Here is a 19,091-nt window from a genome sequence, read left to right as displayed (position 1 = left end):
TTTGCAGCCCAGTGTTCAAGGCTAAATATTCAATTATTTTTGATTCAACATACTGCTTGGCAATAAAGCGGTAATGTCCAACGCTTGGATCATGCCTTTAGTATTGCCAATTTCTTCCGTTAAGGTTTTGTAACGATGAGTGGCAAAGCTTTTAATGTAATTAAGTTCGTCATGATAGTAACGATTAAATTCGTTGCGAGTGGGGTTAAGTTTGAGTTCGTATACTCTGACCTTTCGACCTTTAAATTGCGCAAACTTTACGGTACGAGCAAGTACCTCAGTACTGAGTGTATTTAAACGGAATAGGGAAACCTTGTGCACGGTTTCAATATTATTTTGGAAACTGGTTGAAAGAATAAGTACAGCTTGTTGAGTGGTTTTTTCGGCCGCCGCATCACGGGCCATATGTTGCAATTCTATACGTATATCTTGATTGTAGAACCAAGCTCTCACCGTGGATTTTAAGTTAGTCGCCCGCTTATTATCTTCTTGAATTGCAGCCCAGGTTTTGGGTACAGCAATGCTATTTAATACCAAACGGGCCTTGAATGAGCTATAAAAAAGATTCACTGTTGGGGTATTACTCGCCGCTAAATTGCGCATTGCACGGCTTAGTCCATAGGCTTGCTGCTCTCGCCCTTGGACTTTTAATTGATCTAATTTATCTAGTATGAATGCCAACCAAAAAGCACGGCCATCATGATTACTAAAAGCTTGATTTGACGCCCGTAACACACCGTCTTTAAAACCGACTACGGTATATTTACAAATTCCCAGAGCATATTTGGTGCTGCGTTCTGCAAAATCATCAAAACTAACCGTGATGATAGTGCCCACATTAAAATGTGAATCACCTTGAATATGGCAGCTTAATCCTAACGAAGAAATAGTTTCTGATACGGCAGTACAACTAGATTTCAAATGAGTCAAGGTCAATGCGGTTTGATAATAAAATCTATCTTCTGTGCGCCCGTCATTTGTTTCAGGCATGATAGTATGAAAGGTAGAGGCTAAATTACTGAGTGGTTTTAATACGTCTTTAACTCTGGGTTTATAGGCCTCTTCGCTAAAGTGCATGTTAGCCAAAATTCCATTAGAAACAGGAATAATAGAGATTAAACGCTCAAACTGAGCAACAATGTTTTCAGTTTGTTGAGAATAACGATGAATGCGCTGGGTTCCATAATTGGCTTGCGCTTCTTCGGGTACCGTCGAGTTTAATAAAGCCCGCTCACTTTCTACATCATCCAGTCTCAGTTTAAATATACGAGCGCTGATACTGCCTTTAAAATGCTGGAGTAAGGTCTGCACTTCAATTTCGTTGTTGATAATGGTGCTGAAAAAAACCACTTTCTGACTTTGTTTTTGTTTAAGGCGAACAACAAAATAAAAGCATTCTTGATGTTCGATTAAATGCTCGACCACTTTGTCTTTATCAAACAAGGCACTTAAAAAATTAATTTCTGCAAAAATAAAAGGCTGAATAGTTTGGCGCTTAATATCACTTAATACATGAGTGATAGCATTCTCATCATTAATATAAAGTGCCAAGGCATCAGTTAAGTCGATGTAATACTGCTCATAGCCTTTACCTTGAGCCGAAGTATAAATCGTATCTAGATCAACTTTATATTTATGTTTATGACTAAAAATAAGGTTTTTTACATAGTGGCTAAACTCATCATTGGCTGCAATGCCCTCTAACTTTAACATCGAGTCGTAGACATCGCCTTTAGTGTTATGTTTACACACCATTACTTTATAAATAATGAGGTTTTGTTTAAAGACCAACTCTTTTTCCATGTCATCAAAGGTAATAATGACAAGTTGTCCACGTTTAAATTTTGTTTTCGCTTTTATTTTCAAACCATGTTGACTGATATTAGACGTAGTGACCTGAAAAGCATCCTTCAACATATTCGCTTTAGGGACAAAATCAGGACTTAGCTCTGTTTCTGGCAGTGTGTAAAGGCTTGCAGAGATCGCCAAGTTCATGCGTTCTTCGCTGCGATATTCCGTTTCATTAAACCTAACGATATTGATGTCACGTTCGTTGAGTCGCTGAGATAGAGCTAGGTCTGATTTATTTTTTTCAAAATAAGCCTTAACGTTTTCATAAACACCTATAGTGTAGGATTCGCCAAAGCGCTTTATTTCATCCAACAATAAACGTTTAGAATTATCTTCAAGAAAATGGGTTACACCCAAAAAATCAAAACGCTCAATCGTTAAGTTATCTTCTTTGTAGCGCAAATCGATGGGACGATCACATTTATTCCAAAGGTGCTCAACCTCACGGACTAATTTTTGTACAATAGGCGCAGGCAGGCTACTAAAGAGGCCTTCAGTTTGCATTAGTTTTTTTAGTGTTTGTGGTTTGGTATATTTGACCTTTTCCAACAACTCAAAAAACTGCTTATCGTCTACCTTATTGCTGTTCAACTATTCATCCCATTTATCAAGTAAACCATTCTGAACTCTTGCAATACCTGTGTAAACGCTTAACCCTAGTGACATACTGAGTTGTCGGATTTGAGCAAAAATAAGGTCCATAGTCATATTTTGATATCGACTATTGATGGTGATGTTAATACCATCTAGCCAGACGCCCTATTTATTGCTTGACTCTACCACTTTTTTGGTCGAATTCAAAAGTCTAAGTTGATGATTTAACTTCTAATTAAGACTCAATTTTAGAGACAATGTCTATATCTCTGGGGACCATATCTTTTTAGCGCGAGGCCGCTTTATTGGGCAACTAGATTTATCACAGAGTTACTTTATGGACTAGGGGGGCGGCCTTAAAAAGCATGGGAATATTAATCAGTGTTTGCTTCGTAACTGCCATTATCGGGGGCTTGTGCAGAGCAATAAGATCCCGTGGATTTTGCCTTACCAAGCAACAAAATGCTTGTTTGTACAGCTAAACTCGCCTAGCTCTCTTTTCCAAGAGAGTTGAAAATAGTATAAAAACAGATTGCTGCAGTACTTTTTAATTTAAAAATGAGTCATATCAGTTGAGATGCTTCAGGGATGGGATGAATTAACTTTGAATAAAAAGCTATCTCCTTGATAGTATCCACATTATGTTTTTTAGTCTTTATCAGGATTATCTATGGGATCTAAACCTACCTTATTTTTGTGCATGCTCGTAAGTCTCCTTACAGTAAGTAATCTAGCCTCGGCCACTCAAGAACCTAATTTATGGCCTAATACTCAATACGAAAAAACAATACCCACCCATACACAAATACTGGGCTATAAAGTGGGGGAGCGCATTACTAACCATGCTGATATGTTGCGCTTTTTTGATGCTCTTGAAAAAGCCGCACCAACGCGGATTAAAGTATTTGAATATGCTCGCTCATGGGAAGGACGCAAGCTCATTTATGCGGTTATTGGTTCGCCAGAAAATATTGCTAAATTAGATGAGTTTGCCGTCGGTATGCAAAAACTGGCTGATCCTCGTATTACCAGCGAAAAAGCAGCGAAGCAACTAATCGATACTTTGCCCGCCTCTGTTTGGTTAGAGCATGGTGTGCATGGTAATGAAATCAGCAGTACCGATGCTGCTATGATGACGGCTTATCATTTGTTGGCTGCACCAAATGAAGCTACTAACAAAAAGATCTTAGCTAACACCCTAGTTTTTATTGACCCCTTGCAAAACCCTGATGGCAGAACCCGTTTTACCAGCCGTTATTATGCCACAGTCGGTATGCTGCATAGTGGCGACCGTTTAAGTGCAGAGCAAAACGAACCTTGGCCCAATGGCCGCAGTAATCACTATTTGTTTGACATGAACCGTGATTGGTTGGCTATAACTCAACCTGAAACTGCTGGTAGAGTGAACATTCTCAATTATTATAAACCTACAGTGGTGATTGATTTACATGAAATGGGTGGTGATCAGAGTTATTTTTTCCCGCCAGCGGCTCAGCCCTTAAATCCGCACATGAGCAAAGCCCAATTAGAGAATACCGCATTGATAGGGCGGAACATCGGGGCTAACTTTGACACCTTTGGTTTCGACTATTTTACCCGTGAAATCTTTGATGCTTTTTATCCTGGGTATGGCGATAGCTGGCCAACATTTTATGGCGCCTCTGCTGCCACTTATGAAGTCGCCTCAAGTCGTGGTGAAGTGTTTCAAACGGCTAATGGTAAAACCTTGACCTATCTTGACACCATAAAACGCCACTTTGTCGCCTCAATCGCAACGGCTGAAGCTGTGGCAGAGCATCGTGAAAAGATTCTGCGTGATTTTTATCGTTATCAAGAAAACGCCATTATCGATGGTAAAAATGATAAGAACGAGCGCGTATTTGTCTTACCTAATGTGCGTGACAAAGCGGGTACGCATCGACTTGCCACTTTAATGGCACAGCACGGCGTTGAAGTTAAACAAGCAACTGAAGCCTTTAAAGCGTGTGGAACAAGCTATGCTGCTGGCGCCTACTTTATTGATACCGCTCAGCCAAGGGGCCGTTTTGTTAAAACTACCTTTACTCAACAAGTTGATATGTCGTCTGATTTTATTAAAGAGCAAGAGCGTCGTCGTGCACGTAAATTAAACGACGAAATTTATGATGTGACGGGATGGTCGTTACCCTTGATGTTTAACATTGATACTAATAGCTGTGGTAAAGCAATAGATGTGGCGTTTGACCGAGTAAGTGCAGACACACCATTGAAGGGTGAGGTGAGCAATACACAGGCCAAAGTTGCCTACTTGGTGCCTTGGGGCGATATGGCCGCAGGCCGTTTTCTAAGCGCAGCCTTGCAGGCGGGTTTAACAATCAAAAGTGCCGATAAGGCCTTTGTCTTAGACAATACCACGGCTTTTACAGCAGGCACTTTAATTATTGAAGTGAAAGCGAATGATGACAAACTGGCCGCTACAGTTATTAAATTAGCTGAGCAAACTGGCGCTAAAGTAGTAGGAGTAGATACCAGTTGGGTTACCGATGGCCCCAGTTTTGGCAGTGGCTATACTGTCAATATGAGTGCGCCTAATATTGCCATGGCGTGGGATGAACCCACCAGTTCATTAAGTGCCGGGAATACACGTTTTGTTATCGAACGTCAGTTTAATTATCCGGTGACGGCGATCCGCTCAAATCAATTAGCGAGTGCTGATTTGGGTGCTTACCAAGTGCTTATTTTACCTTCTGGTAATTATACGCAAACGCTTGGTACCGCTGGAGTAGAAAATATTCAGACTTGGATTAATCAAGGTGGGGTATTAATTACTCTCGGTGGAGCCACACGTTTTGCTGCCCAAGCTGAAGTTAACTTGTTAGATGTACAGCGAGAAAACTTATTTAAAACAGATCAAGTGGCAAAGCCTGAAGAAAAAACATCCAGCGTAGCAGGGCAGTTAATTACCACTAAGGCAGAGTTACTCAAAGCGACAGAAAACAGCGAGGAAAGCCCAGACTATGTTGCCGGAATTCTAGCTAATGTTGAAGTGGATCAAGAGCATTGGTTGACCGCTGGGGTAAATTCTAAACTGGTGGCTATGGTTGTCGGTAACAGTATTTACACACCGATAAAATTAGCATCAGGTAAAAATTTAGCGTGGTTTGCCGATGAGAAAAATGTCTTAGCTAGTGGTTATCTATGGCCTGCCGTGACTCAGCAATTAGCCTACAAACCCTTTTTGATTCATCAACCCAGTGGCAACGGTATGATTATCGCCTTTACCCAAGAGCCTACTAGTCGAGCTTATCTTGATGGTTTGAATGTACTGTTAATGAACAGTATTTTTAGAGCAGCCGCCCATGCTGAACCTTTGCCTTAAGCGTTTTGCTTAGTCTCTTTATTTATCTCAAGCCACGGTGGTTATAATCGTGGCTTTTTTTATGGACCACGCTTAGCTAATGGATGCTAAGGCATGGTATTTTGTGGCACTGTCGCTTAGTTTGCAGGCTAATTTGAACCAGTATTGAATAACGAAAAATCCTTGAATTTGCTTAATCTGGCTCTGCCTCTTTTATGTTGGGTATCTAAATTTGTTACATTTACCAAGTACCAAAACAAAAAAACACCAATCATTACGATTGATGTTTTCTAGAATCAAAACTTAAAAGGTTTATTAAGATTGTTTCTTAAATCTACGTGCTGCTAAACCAAGTAAGCCTAAGCTCAATATAGCAAGTGTTGCAGGCTCAGGTACTTCTGTATGATTTAAACTTACATCATCCCAATTTACTTGTCCGCCACCATAATTGGTTAATTGAATAGAAAGTGCCTCTCCAAATCCATTAGTGCTTTGATTTACATCGACACTAAAAGAAATTTCACTCCATTGACCATTAGCAGGTGAACCAGAAGAGGCTCCTATTAAAACACTACCTGCATATAAAGCAGCTTGATGCTGTGGTAAGCCCTGATCCCAGCGATTTCCTACCATTACAGAGAAGTCGTACATTCCACTTAATAAGTTAACATTTAGGGCTTGAACAAGATCCCCTCCGTTACTATAAGCACTATTAACACCTTCAGGAGTCGCATCATTTGCACCGAAATAGCTACCACTGCCACTTGTTCCAGCTGGATTGAATGTTCCTGCCTCACCGCCTGATATACTCCAACCTTGAATGACATTAGGGATCCAAGTAGAAGTAACAGTATCTTCAAAACCAGCGTTAGAAATAGATATTAAACCCGCGTTCGCCATATTGATAAAACAAGTTGACGATATTACTAACCCGACCAAAGTAGATTTCAAAAATTTAAATTTCATTTGATATTCCTCTTAATTCCTTCACAACCGTTTTGGAAGGTAACCGCTAAAAGTAAAACTTCATCACTTACTTTGGGTTTAGCACGTATCATGCCAGTACTGTTATTTCTATATATTACAGTTGGTTATTGGTTTTTTGCGAATTTTAATATTGGTATGTGTAAAATTAACTGACGCTAAAAACGTATTATGTGTTGGATAAATGACATAAAATTAAGCGCACGACTGTAAGTCGAATAGTTATAAAAGCAGTAGATTAGGCTTCACATCTTTATTTAAAGGAGGATTAACAAACAGGAGAGCGAGTTTTAAGCTAAAACGCTGTGCTACTATTTAGAACTATCCGCTTCGCTCAAAGAAAAAGTTAACGAAAAAAATAACATTGACCGCTAGCTAGGTAAATCGATCTTAATTGGAAGTTTAATGAACGATGCCAAATATCAGAATGCGGACCGTTGCTAAGTTATAAGATTGCTTGCCGTTTGAGCTACTATGTAGATGTTCTATTTACGTCAAGTTGAGATGATTTTTCTATCTCAACTAACATCGGTGAAAACTCCTTTTCTAATTGCTATGGAAACTACTCCGTGGCGGTTTCCTCGGGAGATAATTCAGCATCAAGTGTTGAGGGCGAGCACTCTATAGCTTTAGTTTCAGGTTTGAAATCAAAGGCGAAGGCAAAAAGAGGTCTGCAATAACCATTGCTCACAGAAATAAAGACAACGAATTGATTCATATTCGCAGTGGAATCGCTGGTAAAGATATTACAGAGTATGTTTGGTACACACTTGATGAGAATGGTGAGTTTATTGAACAAATTTAAGACTTAATCAGAGATCCATGTCTCATTTTCTTAGTTGATGGTTCAAGCCACTTGCCACTGCATTTATCTGCTTTTTAACCTTTATTGTCGATAAACCTTGTTGCGTGAGACAATATAGCAATAATCGGCCTAAGTTTTATTTGTGAGTTTATAGAGTGCAATTATTAGCAGTAGAGTGTCTAGGTAAAACACTTAAGTTAGAAGGTTCGATGGCTGGGTGGCAACAACTTTTTTGGGGCGAACAATGCGTTTCGCAAATTAGTGCCAGTGCCGACAACGATAACTTTTCACATCAATTTTCCCTACAAAGTGAGCAAGGCGAGTTTCAAGTCAAGCTCAATGGTGCTTTGCAATGGCAGCCTTTTGAACTGCAATTTAAGCTATTGGTTAATGACAAGCTATTGCATGAAAATACACTGACTGAAAAAGACATCGAGCAAAGGCAAGTGATCCAGGGTGAAAAGCAAGCGATGAAATTTAGTGTCGTTGGTTTGGCAGGGCTGGGTTTAAAACTATTTAAAAGTGCCAAGGTCATTAAAGTGTTGTTTGCTGCGGGCAGTTTAGCCGCTTATAGCTGGTTGTTTTCTATTGAGTTTGCCATTGCTCTGATATTTTGTTTGGTGTTTCATGAATACGGTCATATCAAGGCGATGAAGTACTTTGGTTTGAAAACCAAAGGTATTTACCTTATTCCTTTTGTTGGAGGTTTAGCGCTCAGCGACGACAAAATTAATACCCGCTGGCAAGATATTGTCATTTCGATAATGGGGCCATTTTTTGGCTTGATATTGTCTATTGCTTGTTTAGTGGGGTATTGGTTTACCGATATAGAAATACTCGCAGGTTTAGCAGTATTTAATGCCTTGCTCAATTTATTTAATATGTTACCTGTACTGCCTTTAGATGGTGGGCATGTGCTTAAAAGTATCGCTTTTTCAATTAACTCTCGGGTGGGTATTATCGCCTGTGCAATAGGCGCCATGTTAGGTGTTTATATCAGTTATCACTTTGGTTTGGCTTTGTTAGGTTTTTTACTTGCTATAGGCAGTGTGGAAATATTGTTTGAATATAAACGCCGTCACCTAAGCGAGTTATTGCCCCTTAACCGTTATGCTCAAATTGTGTCTATTTTGTGGTATGTGATCACTTTGGGTGGCCTGAGTGCCATTATCTGGCTTATGGGTCAAACAGATAACGGTGCCTTGTCATTACCTCTGAAAATATTGAGTAGTTAAACTGACTCCATTTGGGGCCTGTATGCTCAGGTTCGTTGAAATCAATATCTGTAAGACCTGACACGTGATTGACAACTGCTGTTATCTGGAGAAGGGTATTACCTGCTTATGGTACAAAGGGTTGATTGGCTAATAGCTGATGTAGATGGGGTATACTTATGAATCTCATTTTGCCTATTTCTAGCTATTGTTGATGTTATACGATGCTTGGTGCGTATCTACAGTAAAGGGGGCGTGTTTAAACAGTAAGGCTTGTAATTGATTAAGCCTTACTCAATAAGAACTCCATAACTGATTGTAACAATTGCTGTTTAATTAGTTTCTTTCACCACAATGCTTTGGCTATTTCCGTTGTTTTCAGAAAACTCGTAGGCTGGTTGCAAGTCGTCGTAATATCCAATTTGGTCAGCAGAAAATGGCGAGAGTAAACTCGGATCGTTTAAGTTACTGCGCTCATCGAGGGCTATTGAGAGCATATTATGTGGGTCAGTTTTGACTTGCCCAATGTCTTTCCACATATATAAACCAGCTGTGTATAGAGTAGGGTAGCCAAGTGGATAAATAGTATTGCCTAGCACGGTTACCATTCGTCCCTTGCTGAAAACTCGCGGTTCAACATATCCAGGCACTATTGCCACAAATTGTCCGATACTTAATAACTCGGTTTTAGGGCGACCGTTAGGAGCACTTGGATAATAAGATATAGTGATTTTTGAGAATTTTTGATTATTCTGCACACTCACGATTTTACCAGCCCAACGGGCTTTTTTATCGAGCAAGGTTTCATCTGTATAGACTGCGTCACCTGTATTTTGATTTAGTAATTCGTAATTCAGCAATATATCGCTGTCTTGCACTGCAATTGAGCGCGGCCCACTGGTACAAGCACTTAGCAAACTAATTAATAATATTGTTACTACAACAACGAGCGGTTTAAGTCTGTAGTTGAATATTGGCTTCATAAATAATCCTTTACGTTTACTAAATGTTTACCTTAGTGGTGTTTTTTATACCCTAAGGGTAAAGAAAGCGCAAACGGATTGGCAGGTTATTTATCCAACATGTTAAGGCTTTACTATTGTCTCGTTGATACTAATGACACTGTTACAATTCAATATTATAGTGCTTGCAGTAAGTTGTTTTCTAAAAATAAAAAAAGCCAGATTAACTTTTTAACAAGCTAATCTGGCTAGTTTGTAAGACTAATTTTTTACAAGCCTAAAGCTTATTACTTCACTTCAGTTACAAAGTTTTCAGTTGAACGACGCACTTTTTTCAAGTTAACTAACCAGTCACCTTCGTCAGCTCTGTAACCTAAAGGTAACAGCACAACTGAACGTAGTCCACGTGCTTTCAAACCTAAGATTTCATCTACTTTTTCTGGGCTGAAACCTTCCATTGGTGTGCTATCTACTTTTACGTCAGCGGCCGCAATTAAAGCCGTTCCTAAGCCGATGTAGGCTTGGCGAGCAGCATGTTGATAGTTGGCTTCGGCATCACGTTGCGGATATGTTTTAAGTAACATTTGGCGATAATTTTCCCAGCCTTCGTTTTTAAATCCGCGCTTTTCATTAACCAGATCAAACATCTCATTGATGCGTTCAGTGGTGTAGTTATCCCACGCAGCAAAAACCAATAGGTGCGAGCCATCTGTGATTTGGCTTTGATTCCACGCATGAGGCACAATTTGGGCGCGCACATCAGGGTTGGTCACTACAATAACTTCATAGGGTTGCAGCCCGCTAGATGTTGCAGTCAAGCGGATTGCTTCTAAAATAAAGTTGACGTTTTCTTCGCTGACAACTTTTTCAGGATTCATTTTTTTAGCGGCATAACGCCATTGCAAATTTTGCAATAATTCAGACATGTATTGTTCTCTGCTGGGTTAATGAAAGTAAAACTAACTTTGGACTACGCGGGTAATTCTAAATTAATTCGTCGTCCACAGTGATGTAGGCGCGCCTCGCTATTATCAACTCAAATTTAAAAATTCTTTTTAGTGGGCGCTATTCAGCTAGGTTCAGCTTGCTTGGCTAAATCGTTGCTAAATATTTCCGCAGGGAACCCAAGGAAGCTTTTGAAATCAATACACTAAATTGCAAAAGCACACTAAGATAAAGGTGTGGTTTTATATTCAAAAAAGGCTCTATCATGTTAAAACTTTATGGCTCAACAACCTCTCCTTATGCCCGTCGTTTGCGTATATGGCTGGCAAATACTCAACACGAATTTATTAACCTGAAAATTTTTGAAAAACAAGATCGTGAAAAGTTGATGGTATTAAATCCTACCATGAAGATTCCTATGTTGGTGGACAGTGAAGGCGAACATGAACAGGCTATTTTTGACTCTAGAGTGATTTATCGTTACCTCAACCAAAAGTTTGCTGATCCCGTATTAACCTGGGAGCAAGAAAACCAACTTACTTTAATTGATGCCGCTAATGATTCCTTGGTGCAAATGTTTATCTTGGCTCAATCTGGTATTCAAGCAGACGAAAGTTTACTGTTTTTTAAATTACAAAAAGAGCGAGTGAATGCGGTATTAATTCAATTGGACGAACTAGTCGCACAGGGGCATTTCACTGCTTGGAATTATCCGGCCATTAGTTTGTTTTGCCTAATCGACTGGGTTGAATTCAGGCAGTTACATAATCTGAAAGGTTTGACAGACTTGTTAGCATTTCATGAAAATAATGCTCAACGTATTGAAGTTACAGCTACTGACCCCAGAATATAACCTTGAGCACTATTTAACGGGAAGAACAATGAATCAACAGCAAAAAACCGAGGCCGAAGCCGCCGCGTTTAGACAATTAGTCAAACATTTTGATGAAAATAAAGATGTGCAAAATATCGATTTAATGAATCTTGCCGATTTTTGCCGTAATTGTCTGTCTAAGTGGTATATGGCTGGCGTTAAAGAGCAAGGCCTTGAGATGGATTATGATCAGGCCAGAGAAGCCATTTATGGTATGCCCTTTAGTGATTGGAAAGCCAAGTACCAACAACCTGCCACCGAAGCACAGCTAGCATTGTTTAACCAACGTGAAGCCGCTAAAAAATCGACCTGCTAGATTGAAAAGTCGTTGCGGCTGATGAAGCCGCAACGATGAACTGTTTTTGCTTATATGGCCATTGGCTTAAAGGGTAGATCCCGATAACGCTTACCCGAAGCTGCAAATACAGCATTGCTTAAAGCTGGAGCAAATGGCCCTAAACCAGGCTCACCCAATCCTGTTGCTGCGTAGTCATTTTCCATAAAATAGGCATGTACTTTGGGCATTTCATTGATACGTAGTACCGGATATTGATGGAAATTACCATTTTGCACGGCACCATTTTTAAACACGATTTCAGTGCGTAAGGCATACGACATGCCCATGACTACTGCACCCTCCATCTGCGCGGTAGCGCCATCCGTATTAAGTACCTGCCCACAGTCAATGGCAGAGTGGACTTCTAATACTTTAATGTCGTCACCGTTGACTTCAACTAAGACAGCCATCGCTGCATAGGTATTAAAACTATAATGCACGGCAATGCCTAGACCCTGATTACTGGGTAATGCAGCGCGTGAGGCCCAGCCCGATTTTTCTGCTGCAAGAGCTAATACGCCTTTTGAGCGCGCTACTTGTTCAGCTTGTTTGGGATCGGTGTTGCTATCGTATAAACGATTTAAAAATGCCACCGTATCTTGTTTACTTTGCTGAGCCAGTTCGTCGGCAAAAGAGCCAAAGGCAAAACCGTAGAATATGGCATATACCGCGCGGTACCAGCCTATGCGAGTGTGAGCTGGAGCTTCACCACTTTCACTGCGTAAGTTAGCTATGCCAAAGGGATGTTCTGCTACTACTGCAACATCGCCGTCAGTAGCACGGTCTTGGGCAGGGTTAAACAAAGACGCGATAGGTGGAAACGCAACACGATGCAACCAGCCAGTAACATTACCGTCTTGATCCATGGCCGCTTCAATGTGCTGAGCATTAATAGAGTGGTAATAACCAGTACGCATATCTTCTTCACGTGACCAGGTGAGCTGCACGGGTGCTTTTACTTTTGCTGATAATACGGCCGCTTCATGCACGTAATCACATTTAAACTTACGGCCAAAGGCACCGCCGGCCATAGTGACATGCACGAGAATATCTTTGGGTTCACGTTTGAAATATTGGCCTAAGGTTTTTTGAATATCCGCTGGGCTTTGAGTGGCCGCCCATACTTCACAAGAATCATCTTTAACCCATACTACACTGGCGTTGGGTTCAAGGGGGGAGTGGGATAAATGACCACCGGTATAACTTGCTTTTACTACTTTTGCCGCTGCGCCAAAGGCTTTTTGCAGATCGCCACGCTCACTGACTAGCTGAGCTGGGTTTTCGACATTTTTAACTAACATGGCTTTGTAGGCTTTGGTATCGTAGCTTTGATTTTTACCCAAGTCCCACTCTATTTTGAGTTGCTTTAAGGCTTGTTGCGCTGTCCACGTATTGTCAGCCACCACGGCTACTCCACCGATTGAGCCAAAGGGCACATCAAATCGGGGAATTTCAACGATATCTATCACGCCAGCTATCTGCATGGCTTGTTCTTTATTTGCCACCGACTTTAATTTACCACCCAATACGGGGCAATGGGTGATAGCCGCATATTTTAAGCCGGGTAGTTTGGTGTCTACGCCGTAAGTCAGTTTACCGGTAACAATTTCGCCTTGATTGTGTCTGGCGAGGTCTTTACCGATGTATTTATATTGACCTTTAGTTTTAAGGGTAGGCTGAGCCGGTACGGGCATATCTGCCGCTAAACTGGCCAATTCACCGTAACCCAATTTTTGTTGGTTTAGGCTGTTGATAACAAAATGTTTGTCCGCTTTACAATCGCTAGGTGATACACCCCACGCTTTGGCTGCTGCAGCAATAAGCATTTCTTTAGCTGCTGCTCCGGCTTCACGCATTGGAATATACATAGTGCGAATACTGGCTGAACCGCCAGTGGCCTGCGAGCCATATTTGTCTTCGTCGCCATCGGCTTGTTTGACCGTCACCCTTGACCAATCCGCTTCTAGCTCATCAGCTACGGCGGCAGGTAAGGCGGTGCTAATACCTTGGCCCATCTCACAGCGGCCACAATAAATTAAGGTATCGCCATTGGGGGCAATATGAATAAACGCATTAGGATTAAAGTTGTCGTCGGCATTAACGTCAAACTGCGCCATAACAGGGTGAGCTACGGTTACGCCGAGCATCAAACCACCGCCTATTACGCTGGTTTTTTTCAGGAAAACACGACGACTTTGGTTGAAATCTGCTGAGGTGTTGTTTTGCATAGTAGTCATCTTATACCTCCTTCGCCAATTCGTAAGCGGCATCGGCCACTGCGAGTTTGATGCGTTGATAGGTGCCGCAACGACAAATATTACCTTGCATCGCATTATCTATATCGTCACTGCTGGGCCGTGGTGTAGTAGCTAAAAAGCTTGCCGCATTCATAATCTGACCCGCCTGACAATAACCACATTGTGGTACTTTATGTTTCAGCCAAGCTTTTTGCAGAGGATGATTGCCATCTTTTGACAAACCTTCGATGGTAGTAATAGATTTTCCTGCAACAGCAGAAACGGGCATAACACAAGCGCGCACAGCTTGGCCGTCAACATGCACCGTGCAAGCACCACATAATCCCATTCCGCAACCATACTTTGTGCCGGTTAACTCTAATTTATCGCGCAAAAACCACAGCAGAGGCATGTCGTCTGGCACATCAAGGTTGTAGCTTTTGTCATTAATTTTAATACTTTTACTCATTGCTCACTCCTAATGGCCAGTTACACATATCGCTAAAGGCGCACTGTGCACCAAGGCACTCTGACGGTTTTAATTAATTACAGACTATTATTAATCACTATGTAAAGCTTCAATGGGATTTAATTGTGAGGCTTTGATGGCTGGAAACACACCAAAACCAACGCCAACCGCAATACAAATTCCCAAAGACAAAAAGATCGCTACCATAGACCAACTTACGGCCCAACCAGAATAAAAGCCTATTATTTCTGATAAAGCTAAACCAAAGACGATACCTAATAAACCACCTAACACCGAAATGGTAAAACTCTCAGCGATAAACTGGAATTTAATGTCTTTTTGGGTCGCACCCACCGCACGTAATAAGCCAATTTCTTTAGTGCGCTCTAATACGTTAGCTAACATTATATTCATTATGCCAATACCGCCAACTAATAGCGATATACCGGCAACACAGGCCATCACAATATTGAATATCTGTTGGGTTTGCTTTTGCTGCGCTAACAAGGCTGCAGGCACAATAAGCTGATAATCTTCTGCCTCGGCATGACGCAATTGAAATAATTGTTCTACTGCTTTGGCAGCAATGCTAGGGTCAACTTGTTCAGATATTTTTAATTTAATGGTATCTAACTCGCTGGCTAGTGCCACGCCACTGAGTTTTTTTAAGCTGGTGGACAAGGGCACAAACAAACGTGCGCTATCACCACCAATTTTTACCCCTTGAAACTCATCTTTGCCCAAATAAGGATTATAAAGTACACCCACTACTTCGAGCCATAAGTGATTGATTTTAACATATTGTCCGATGGCATTACCCTGCGGAAAAAGTTCTTCTGCTGCGGAAGCACCTAAGACTACGACTTGTGCAACATTACGGTCATCATCTTCGTTTAGTAATCGACCCAAAGCGGGTTTCATATTAGATAAGGTAAAATGGCTGGCGGTTACGCCAACAACACTGGCATCTGAACGACCTTGGTCACTGTATATGGACTGGGTTTTTACTTTACGCTCTGCGCTAAAACTTTCGACAAAGGGCAGGGTCGCAGCCGCTGCATCTAAATCAGCTAAGGTTAAACCCAGTGAGTCTTCTCGTATCTCCATTAGCTCATCATTGGCAAATTGTTTACTTTCGACAATAAGATTGCGCAGGCCCATGGAATCAATCAGTTTTAAGGCTTGGCGTTCAGCTCCCTCGCCAATATTTAGCATCGCAATAACGGCACCTACACCAAAAATCATGCCCAACAAGGTCAGTAAGGTGCGGAGCTTATGAGCGGCCATTTCTTTTAACGCATCGACAATGAGTGGTTTAAAGGTCGAGATCATATTATCTATACTCCCTCTGGAATGCTGAGGGCAATAACATCGCCTGGCTTAAGACCATCAATGATTTCGACAAAATGCAGGTTTTTTTCTGCGGTTGAAACAGCACGTCTAATAAAGTGCTTACCTTGTTGTAGATAGACAAAATTTTCGCTCTTATCGTTAAAAATAGCTTGCAGAGGTATGGTGATTTTATTGCTTGTTTCACTTGCTTTGATATTGGCCAGCACTTTTTGGGCCGGCTGCAGTTTAATATCACTTTGTGGAATATTGACTGTTAGTTCAAAATATTTCGTTGGATTTCCACGTTTTATGGTGCGCGAAAAGCCCGATACGCTGTCAACCACACCATTGAGTAATTGCTCTGGTAAGGCTTCTAGGTGTAATTCAACCTTTTGCCCTTCTTTTAAACCAATTGCATCTTTGTCGAGCACATACACTTTGGCCTGCATCTTTTCTAAATTCGGAATTTTAGCGATGGTACTGCCGGGAAATACGGTTTGCCCGACACTGGGTTTATCGCCACGAAAGTTTTTTTCATAAACCAACAATCCATCATAAGGGGCATATATCTCTAATTGAGACAAAGCCTCTTGGTGCTGCAAATATTTGTCTTCATGGCCCTTTTTACGGATATCTAATATTTGTACCGAACTTTGATTACGTTCACCTATGCTGTCTTGTTTCCAATCAATGAATTCTTCTTTAGCCCCCAAATAATCACGATTCGACAAAGTGTCGATAATTTCTATTTTGGAATATAAACGCATGTCATCAATGGCAAAAGTATCGACAAATTTAAACTCTTTGCCAACAAACACTTCTTCTGAATTGAGTTCATTCTCTTGTTTGGTTTTTTCGGCATAGGTTTGACGCATGTCTTTGTCGAGCAACATCATTTCTAGCTCTTCTTCGCGACTATCCAATAACAATAGTTCAGCGTCGAAACGCGCCACAACTTGCCCTTTTGTCACCTTGCTATTTTCTTGCGCCAGCCATTCAATCATCATCGGACGTCGCCCAGGTGCTGCTATAGTTTGAGCTTCTGCCGCTTCAAGTTCGCCAAATGCAGGGATCACGATTTCAAAAGGACGTGAACTTACCTCGAAGGTAGGAATGGTGGCAATGTCTGGGTCGGCGCAGGCGCTTAACCCCAAGGCAGTAAATAAAGCAAAATATCGAATAGTCAGTCTATTCATGAGCCTATTACCTCCACTTTGGCTTTCATGCCAGGACGCATAACCTCAGGTTTGTTATCATCTAGTTCAATGAGTGCATCAAATACCACTTTGGCATTAGAGTTTGATTTGGGGTAGTAGCTTTTGCCCAGTTCGGAAATTTTGCCCATATAAGCATTTTCTGGATAGGCTTCAAATATCACTTTAACCACCTGCCCTGTATGTAATTTTGCCGTATCCGGCTCGGCAAACTCAGCTTTTATTGCCACGTCGTCTAAAGAGGGTAACTGCATTAAACTGCGGCCCATCCAAACCGTTTGGCCAACTGCGGCTTTTTCGCCATCATCATCAGCGGTATACATGACTAACCCATCTTTTGGGGCCCTGACCGTGAGTTTGGCAATGTCGCGTTCAATGCTAGTAACGCGACTTTGCAGCATGTTAATCGCGCCTTGATCAACTTTTCGGTTGATGTCCATAGCTCTTATGTGGTGTGCCAATTTTTGTTTGGCCTGGGCTAGGTTTTCAGTTTGGTATTCGTATTCAGCCTGTTGTTTGTCGCGCTCTATTCGTGAACGAGAGGCATCAGTGATGTCGGCTTTACGTTTGGCTTTTTGAAAATTCATCTCGGCTTCAGCTAAAGCTAAAATTAAATCTTGTTCAGTCGCATCATCCTTAAGCTTTTCATTTTCTGCCTTTTTGACCTCAGCAGCTAAACGACTGGCATGACCAATTAAGTCTGTTTTTAAGCGCTGAGCATCAAACACAATTATCTTGTCACCTTGTTTGACTAATTGATTTTCTCGGGCCATAAATTCAATTTTGTATTGCCACATACGTGACACACTAGGGGGGCCGAGTGTGGCGTTTTTTAAGGAAATTAATTCTGCCGAGGCCGTCACGTTAATGGTGGCAATCTCTTGTGGTTCAACTACGTCTGCTTGGCATGCAGCTAGCAAAGATATACAGGCGGCAGCGAGCAGGCTATTTTTAGTTTTCATCCATACTTCCTTCTTGCTGTTCAATGCGCACACTCATACCGGGAAAAATATCGTCTTTTACCGCTTCATCGAAGGCAATGTCCAAACGGTAATAAGCGCTATCGCTCCATTGGTTGCGCTGCTCAGCTTGACTACTCATGCTCAGTATTTTGCCTTTGTATGAGTGCTGAGGATAGGCATCTAACGTTAATTTTAACACACCGTCATTGATATTGAGTTTCATTGCATCAATCTCATGGACCCACGATGTTACTTGATATAAAGACTGCGATTGCACTCTAATCACTTCCCATGAGGTTTGCACATTTGTGCCTGCTGAAATTTTTTGCTGCATCCATGGATGCATAACATGGGATATTGGACCTGTCATAGCAGCACTGACACTGAGCTTTTCGATTTGCCCCTGATCATAAGTGATTTTTTCTTCTAGTTTGGTTATTTCAATTTGTTGCTTTGATATACCTACATCACGTTCAGTACGTTTTAAAATGAGATTTTCTTGCGCTTTAAGTTGTTCCATCAGGGCCTTTTCATAGGCAATAACAAATTTTCCTTTTTCATAGTCACTCACTTCGCCATCTGGGATGTTTGCTTCGATACGGGTCTTTTTGACTGAAATAGCCGCCAGTTTGACTCGACCTTCTGCTTCAACTAGGGCTTGGTTTAAATCCATTTCGGTTTTGATCAACTGCAATTTTTGCGTTTGCAGATTTTCTTGGTTCTCTTCTAATTGGGTTTGAATGCCGCCAGAGTCAAAAACAGCAATTAGGTCGCCTTGTTGTACTATGGCGCCTTCCTCTGCTAACCATTGAATTTGAATTTGCCAACTTGAACTTTTAGGTGCAGTTACTGTTTGGCTTTGTGCTGACGCCACTTCGCCAGTTAACAACAATGGAATTTCATCGGCCCAGCAGTTAACACCGTAAATTGCTGCCCCCAACAGTATAAATTTCCGCAGTATGTTAGCCATGTTG

The 19,091-nt window shown here is 41.3% G+C and carries 14 protein-coding genes; 4 read left to right on the top strand and 10 right to left on the bottom strand.

The features are described 5' to 3' along the window. Nucleotides 1–33: 33 nt before the first annotated feature. Nucleotides 34–2,442: a hypothetical protein gene (locus ABKW31_RS07865; protein WP_348615776.1), complete on the bottom strand. Its 2,409-nt coding sequence runs from the start codon at nucleotides 2,440–2,442 to the stop codon at nucleotides 34–36. A gap of 703 nt (nucleotides 2,443–3,145) precedes the next feature. Between ABKW31_RS07865 and ABKW31_RS07860 the strand changes: the two genes are divergently transcribed. After that, nucleotides 3,146–5,803, top strand: coding sequence for a M14 family zinc carboxypeptidase (locus ABKW31_RS07860; protein ID WP_348616026.1), 2,658 nt, complete (start codon nucleotides 3,146–3,148; stop codon nucleotides 5,801–5,803). A gap of 294 nt (nucleotides 5,804–6,097) precedes the next feature. Here the strand turns inward: ABKW31_RS07860 and ABKW31_RS07855 are convergent, their stop codons facing one another. Further along, on the bottom strand, nucleotides 6,098–6,748 hold the full coding sequence (locus ABKW31_RS07855) for a PEP-CTERM sorting domain-containing protein (RefSeq protein WP_348615775.1): 651 nt from the start codon (nucleotides 6,746–6,748) through the stop codon (nucleotides 6,098–6,100). Between the two features lie 978 nt (nucleotides 6,749–7,726). Here ABKW31_RS07855 and ABKW31_RS07850 point away from each other — a divergent pair. Beyond that, on the top strand, nucleotides 7,727–8,806 hold the full coding sequence (locus ABKW31_RS07850) for a site-2 protease family protein (RefSeq protein WP_348615774.1): 1,080 nt from the start codon (nucleotides 7,727–7,729) through the stop codon (nucleotides 8,804–8,806). A 311-nt stretch (nucleotides 8,807–9,117) separates the two neighbouring features. Here the strand turns inward: ABKW31_RS07850 and ABKW31_RS07845 are convergent, their stop codons facing one another. Beyond that, complete coding sequence (locus ABKW31_RS07845; RefSeq protein WP_348615773.1) at nucleotides 9,118–9,768, bottom strand: Slp family lipoprotein; 651 nt, start codon at nucleotides 9,766–9,768, stop codon at nucleotides 9,118–9,120. A 266-nt stretch (nucleotides 9,769–10,034) separates the two neighbouring features. Beyond that, the gene (locus ABKW31_RS07840; RefSeq protein WP_348615772.1) at nucleotides 10,035–10,673 is read right to left on the bottom strand and encodes an NAD(P)H-dependent oxidoreductase; all 639 of its coding nucleotides are present in this window, start codon (nucleotides 10,671–10,673) and stop codon (nucleotides 10,035–10,037) included. A 284-nt stretch (nucleotides 10,674–10,957) separates the two neighbouring features. On the opposite strand from ABKW31_RS07840, the gene ABKW31_RS07835 reads away from it, so the two are divergent. Further along, a complete protein-coding gene (locus ABKW31_RS07835; RefSeq protein WP_348615771.1) occupies nucleotides 10,958–11,545 on the top strand; it encodes a glutathione S-transferase family protein in 588 nt (195 codons plus the stop codon). A 28-nt stretch (nucleotides 11,546–11,573) separates the two neighbouring features. After that, nucleotides 11,574–11,882: a DUF1244 domain-containing protein gene (locus ABKW31_RS07830; RefSeq protein ID WP_348615770.1), complete on the top strand. Its 309-nt coding sequence runs from the start codon at nucleotides 11,574–11,576 to the stop codon at nucleotides 11,880–11,882. A gap of 50 nt (nucleotides 11,883–11,932) precedes the next feature. On the opposite strand, the gene ABKW31_RS07825 is transcribed toward ABKW31_RS07830, so the two are convergent. From ABKW31_RS07825 to ABKW31_RS07800, 6 genes are all read right to left on the bottom strand, one after another. Next, a complete protein-coding gene (locus ABKW31_RS07825; RefSeq protein WP_348615769.1) occupies nucleotides 11,933–14,140 on the bottom strand; it encodes a molybdopterin cofactor-binding domain-containing protein in 2,208 nt (735 codons plus the stop codon). Nucleotide 14,141: 1 nt separating this feature from the next. Beyond that, nucleotides 14,142–14,609 (bottom strand): (2Fe-2S)-binding protein, encoded by a 468-nt coding sequence (locus tag ABKW31_RS07820; RefSeq protein ID WP_348615768.1) that lies wholly within the window; start codon nucleotides 14,607–14,609, stop codon nucleotides 14,142–14,144. 90 nt (nucleotides 14,610–14,699) lie between these two features. Continuing rightward, the gene (locus tag ABKW31_RS07815) at nucleotides 14,700–15,941 is read right to left on the bottom strand and encodes an ABC transporter permease (protein WP_348615767.1); all 1,242 of its coding nucleotides are present in this window, start codon (nucleotides 15,939–15,941) and stop codon (nucleotides 14,700–14,702) included. Nucleotides 15,942–15,946: 5 nt separating this feature from the next. After that, nucleotides 15,947–17,137, bottom strand: a complete 1,191-nt coding sequence (locus ABKW31_RS07810) for an HlyD family efflux transporter periplasmic adaptor subunit (RefSeq protein ID WP_348615766.1) — start codon at nucleotides 17,135–17,137, stop codon at nucleotides 15,947–15,949. After that, nucleotides 17,134–18,117 carry an efflux RND transporter periplasmic adaptor subunit gene (locus ABKW31_RS07805; protein ID WP_348615765.1) on the bottom strand — a complete coding sequence of 328 codons (984 nt, stop codon included), beginning with the start codon at nucleotides 18,115–18,117 and terminating at the stop codon, nucleotides 17,134–17,136. Before ABKW31_RS07805 ends, ABKW31_RS07810 begins: the two co-directional genes overlap by 4 nt. Continuing rightward, nucleotides 18,107–19,087: a hypothetical protein gene (locus tag ABKW31_RS07800; RefSeq protein WP_348615764.1), complete on the bottom strand. Its 981-nt coding sequence runs from the start codon at nucleotides 19,085–19,087 to the stop codon at nucleotides 18,107–18,109. Before ABKW31_RS07800 ends, ABKW31_RS07805 begins: the two co-directional genes overlap by 11 nt. Between the last annotated feature and the right edge of the window lie 4 nt (nucleotides 19,088–19,091).

This window comes from Paraglaciecola sp. 25GB23A (genome assembly GCF_040012495.1).
Taxonomy (GTDB): Bacteria; Pseudomonadota; Gammaproteobacteria; order Enterobacterales; family Alteromonadaceae; genus Paraglaciecola.
Note: the sequence above shows the minus strand (reverse complement) of the source record. Positions and strands in the feature narration are given on the sequence as shown.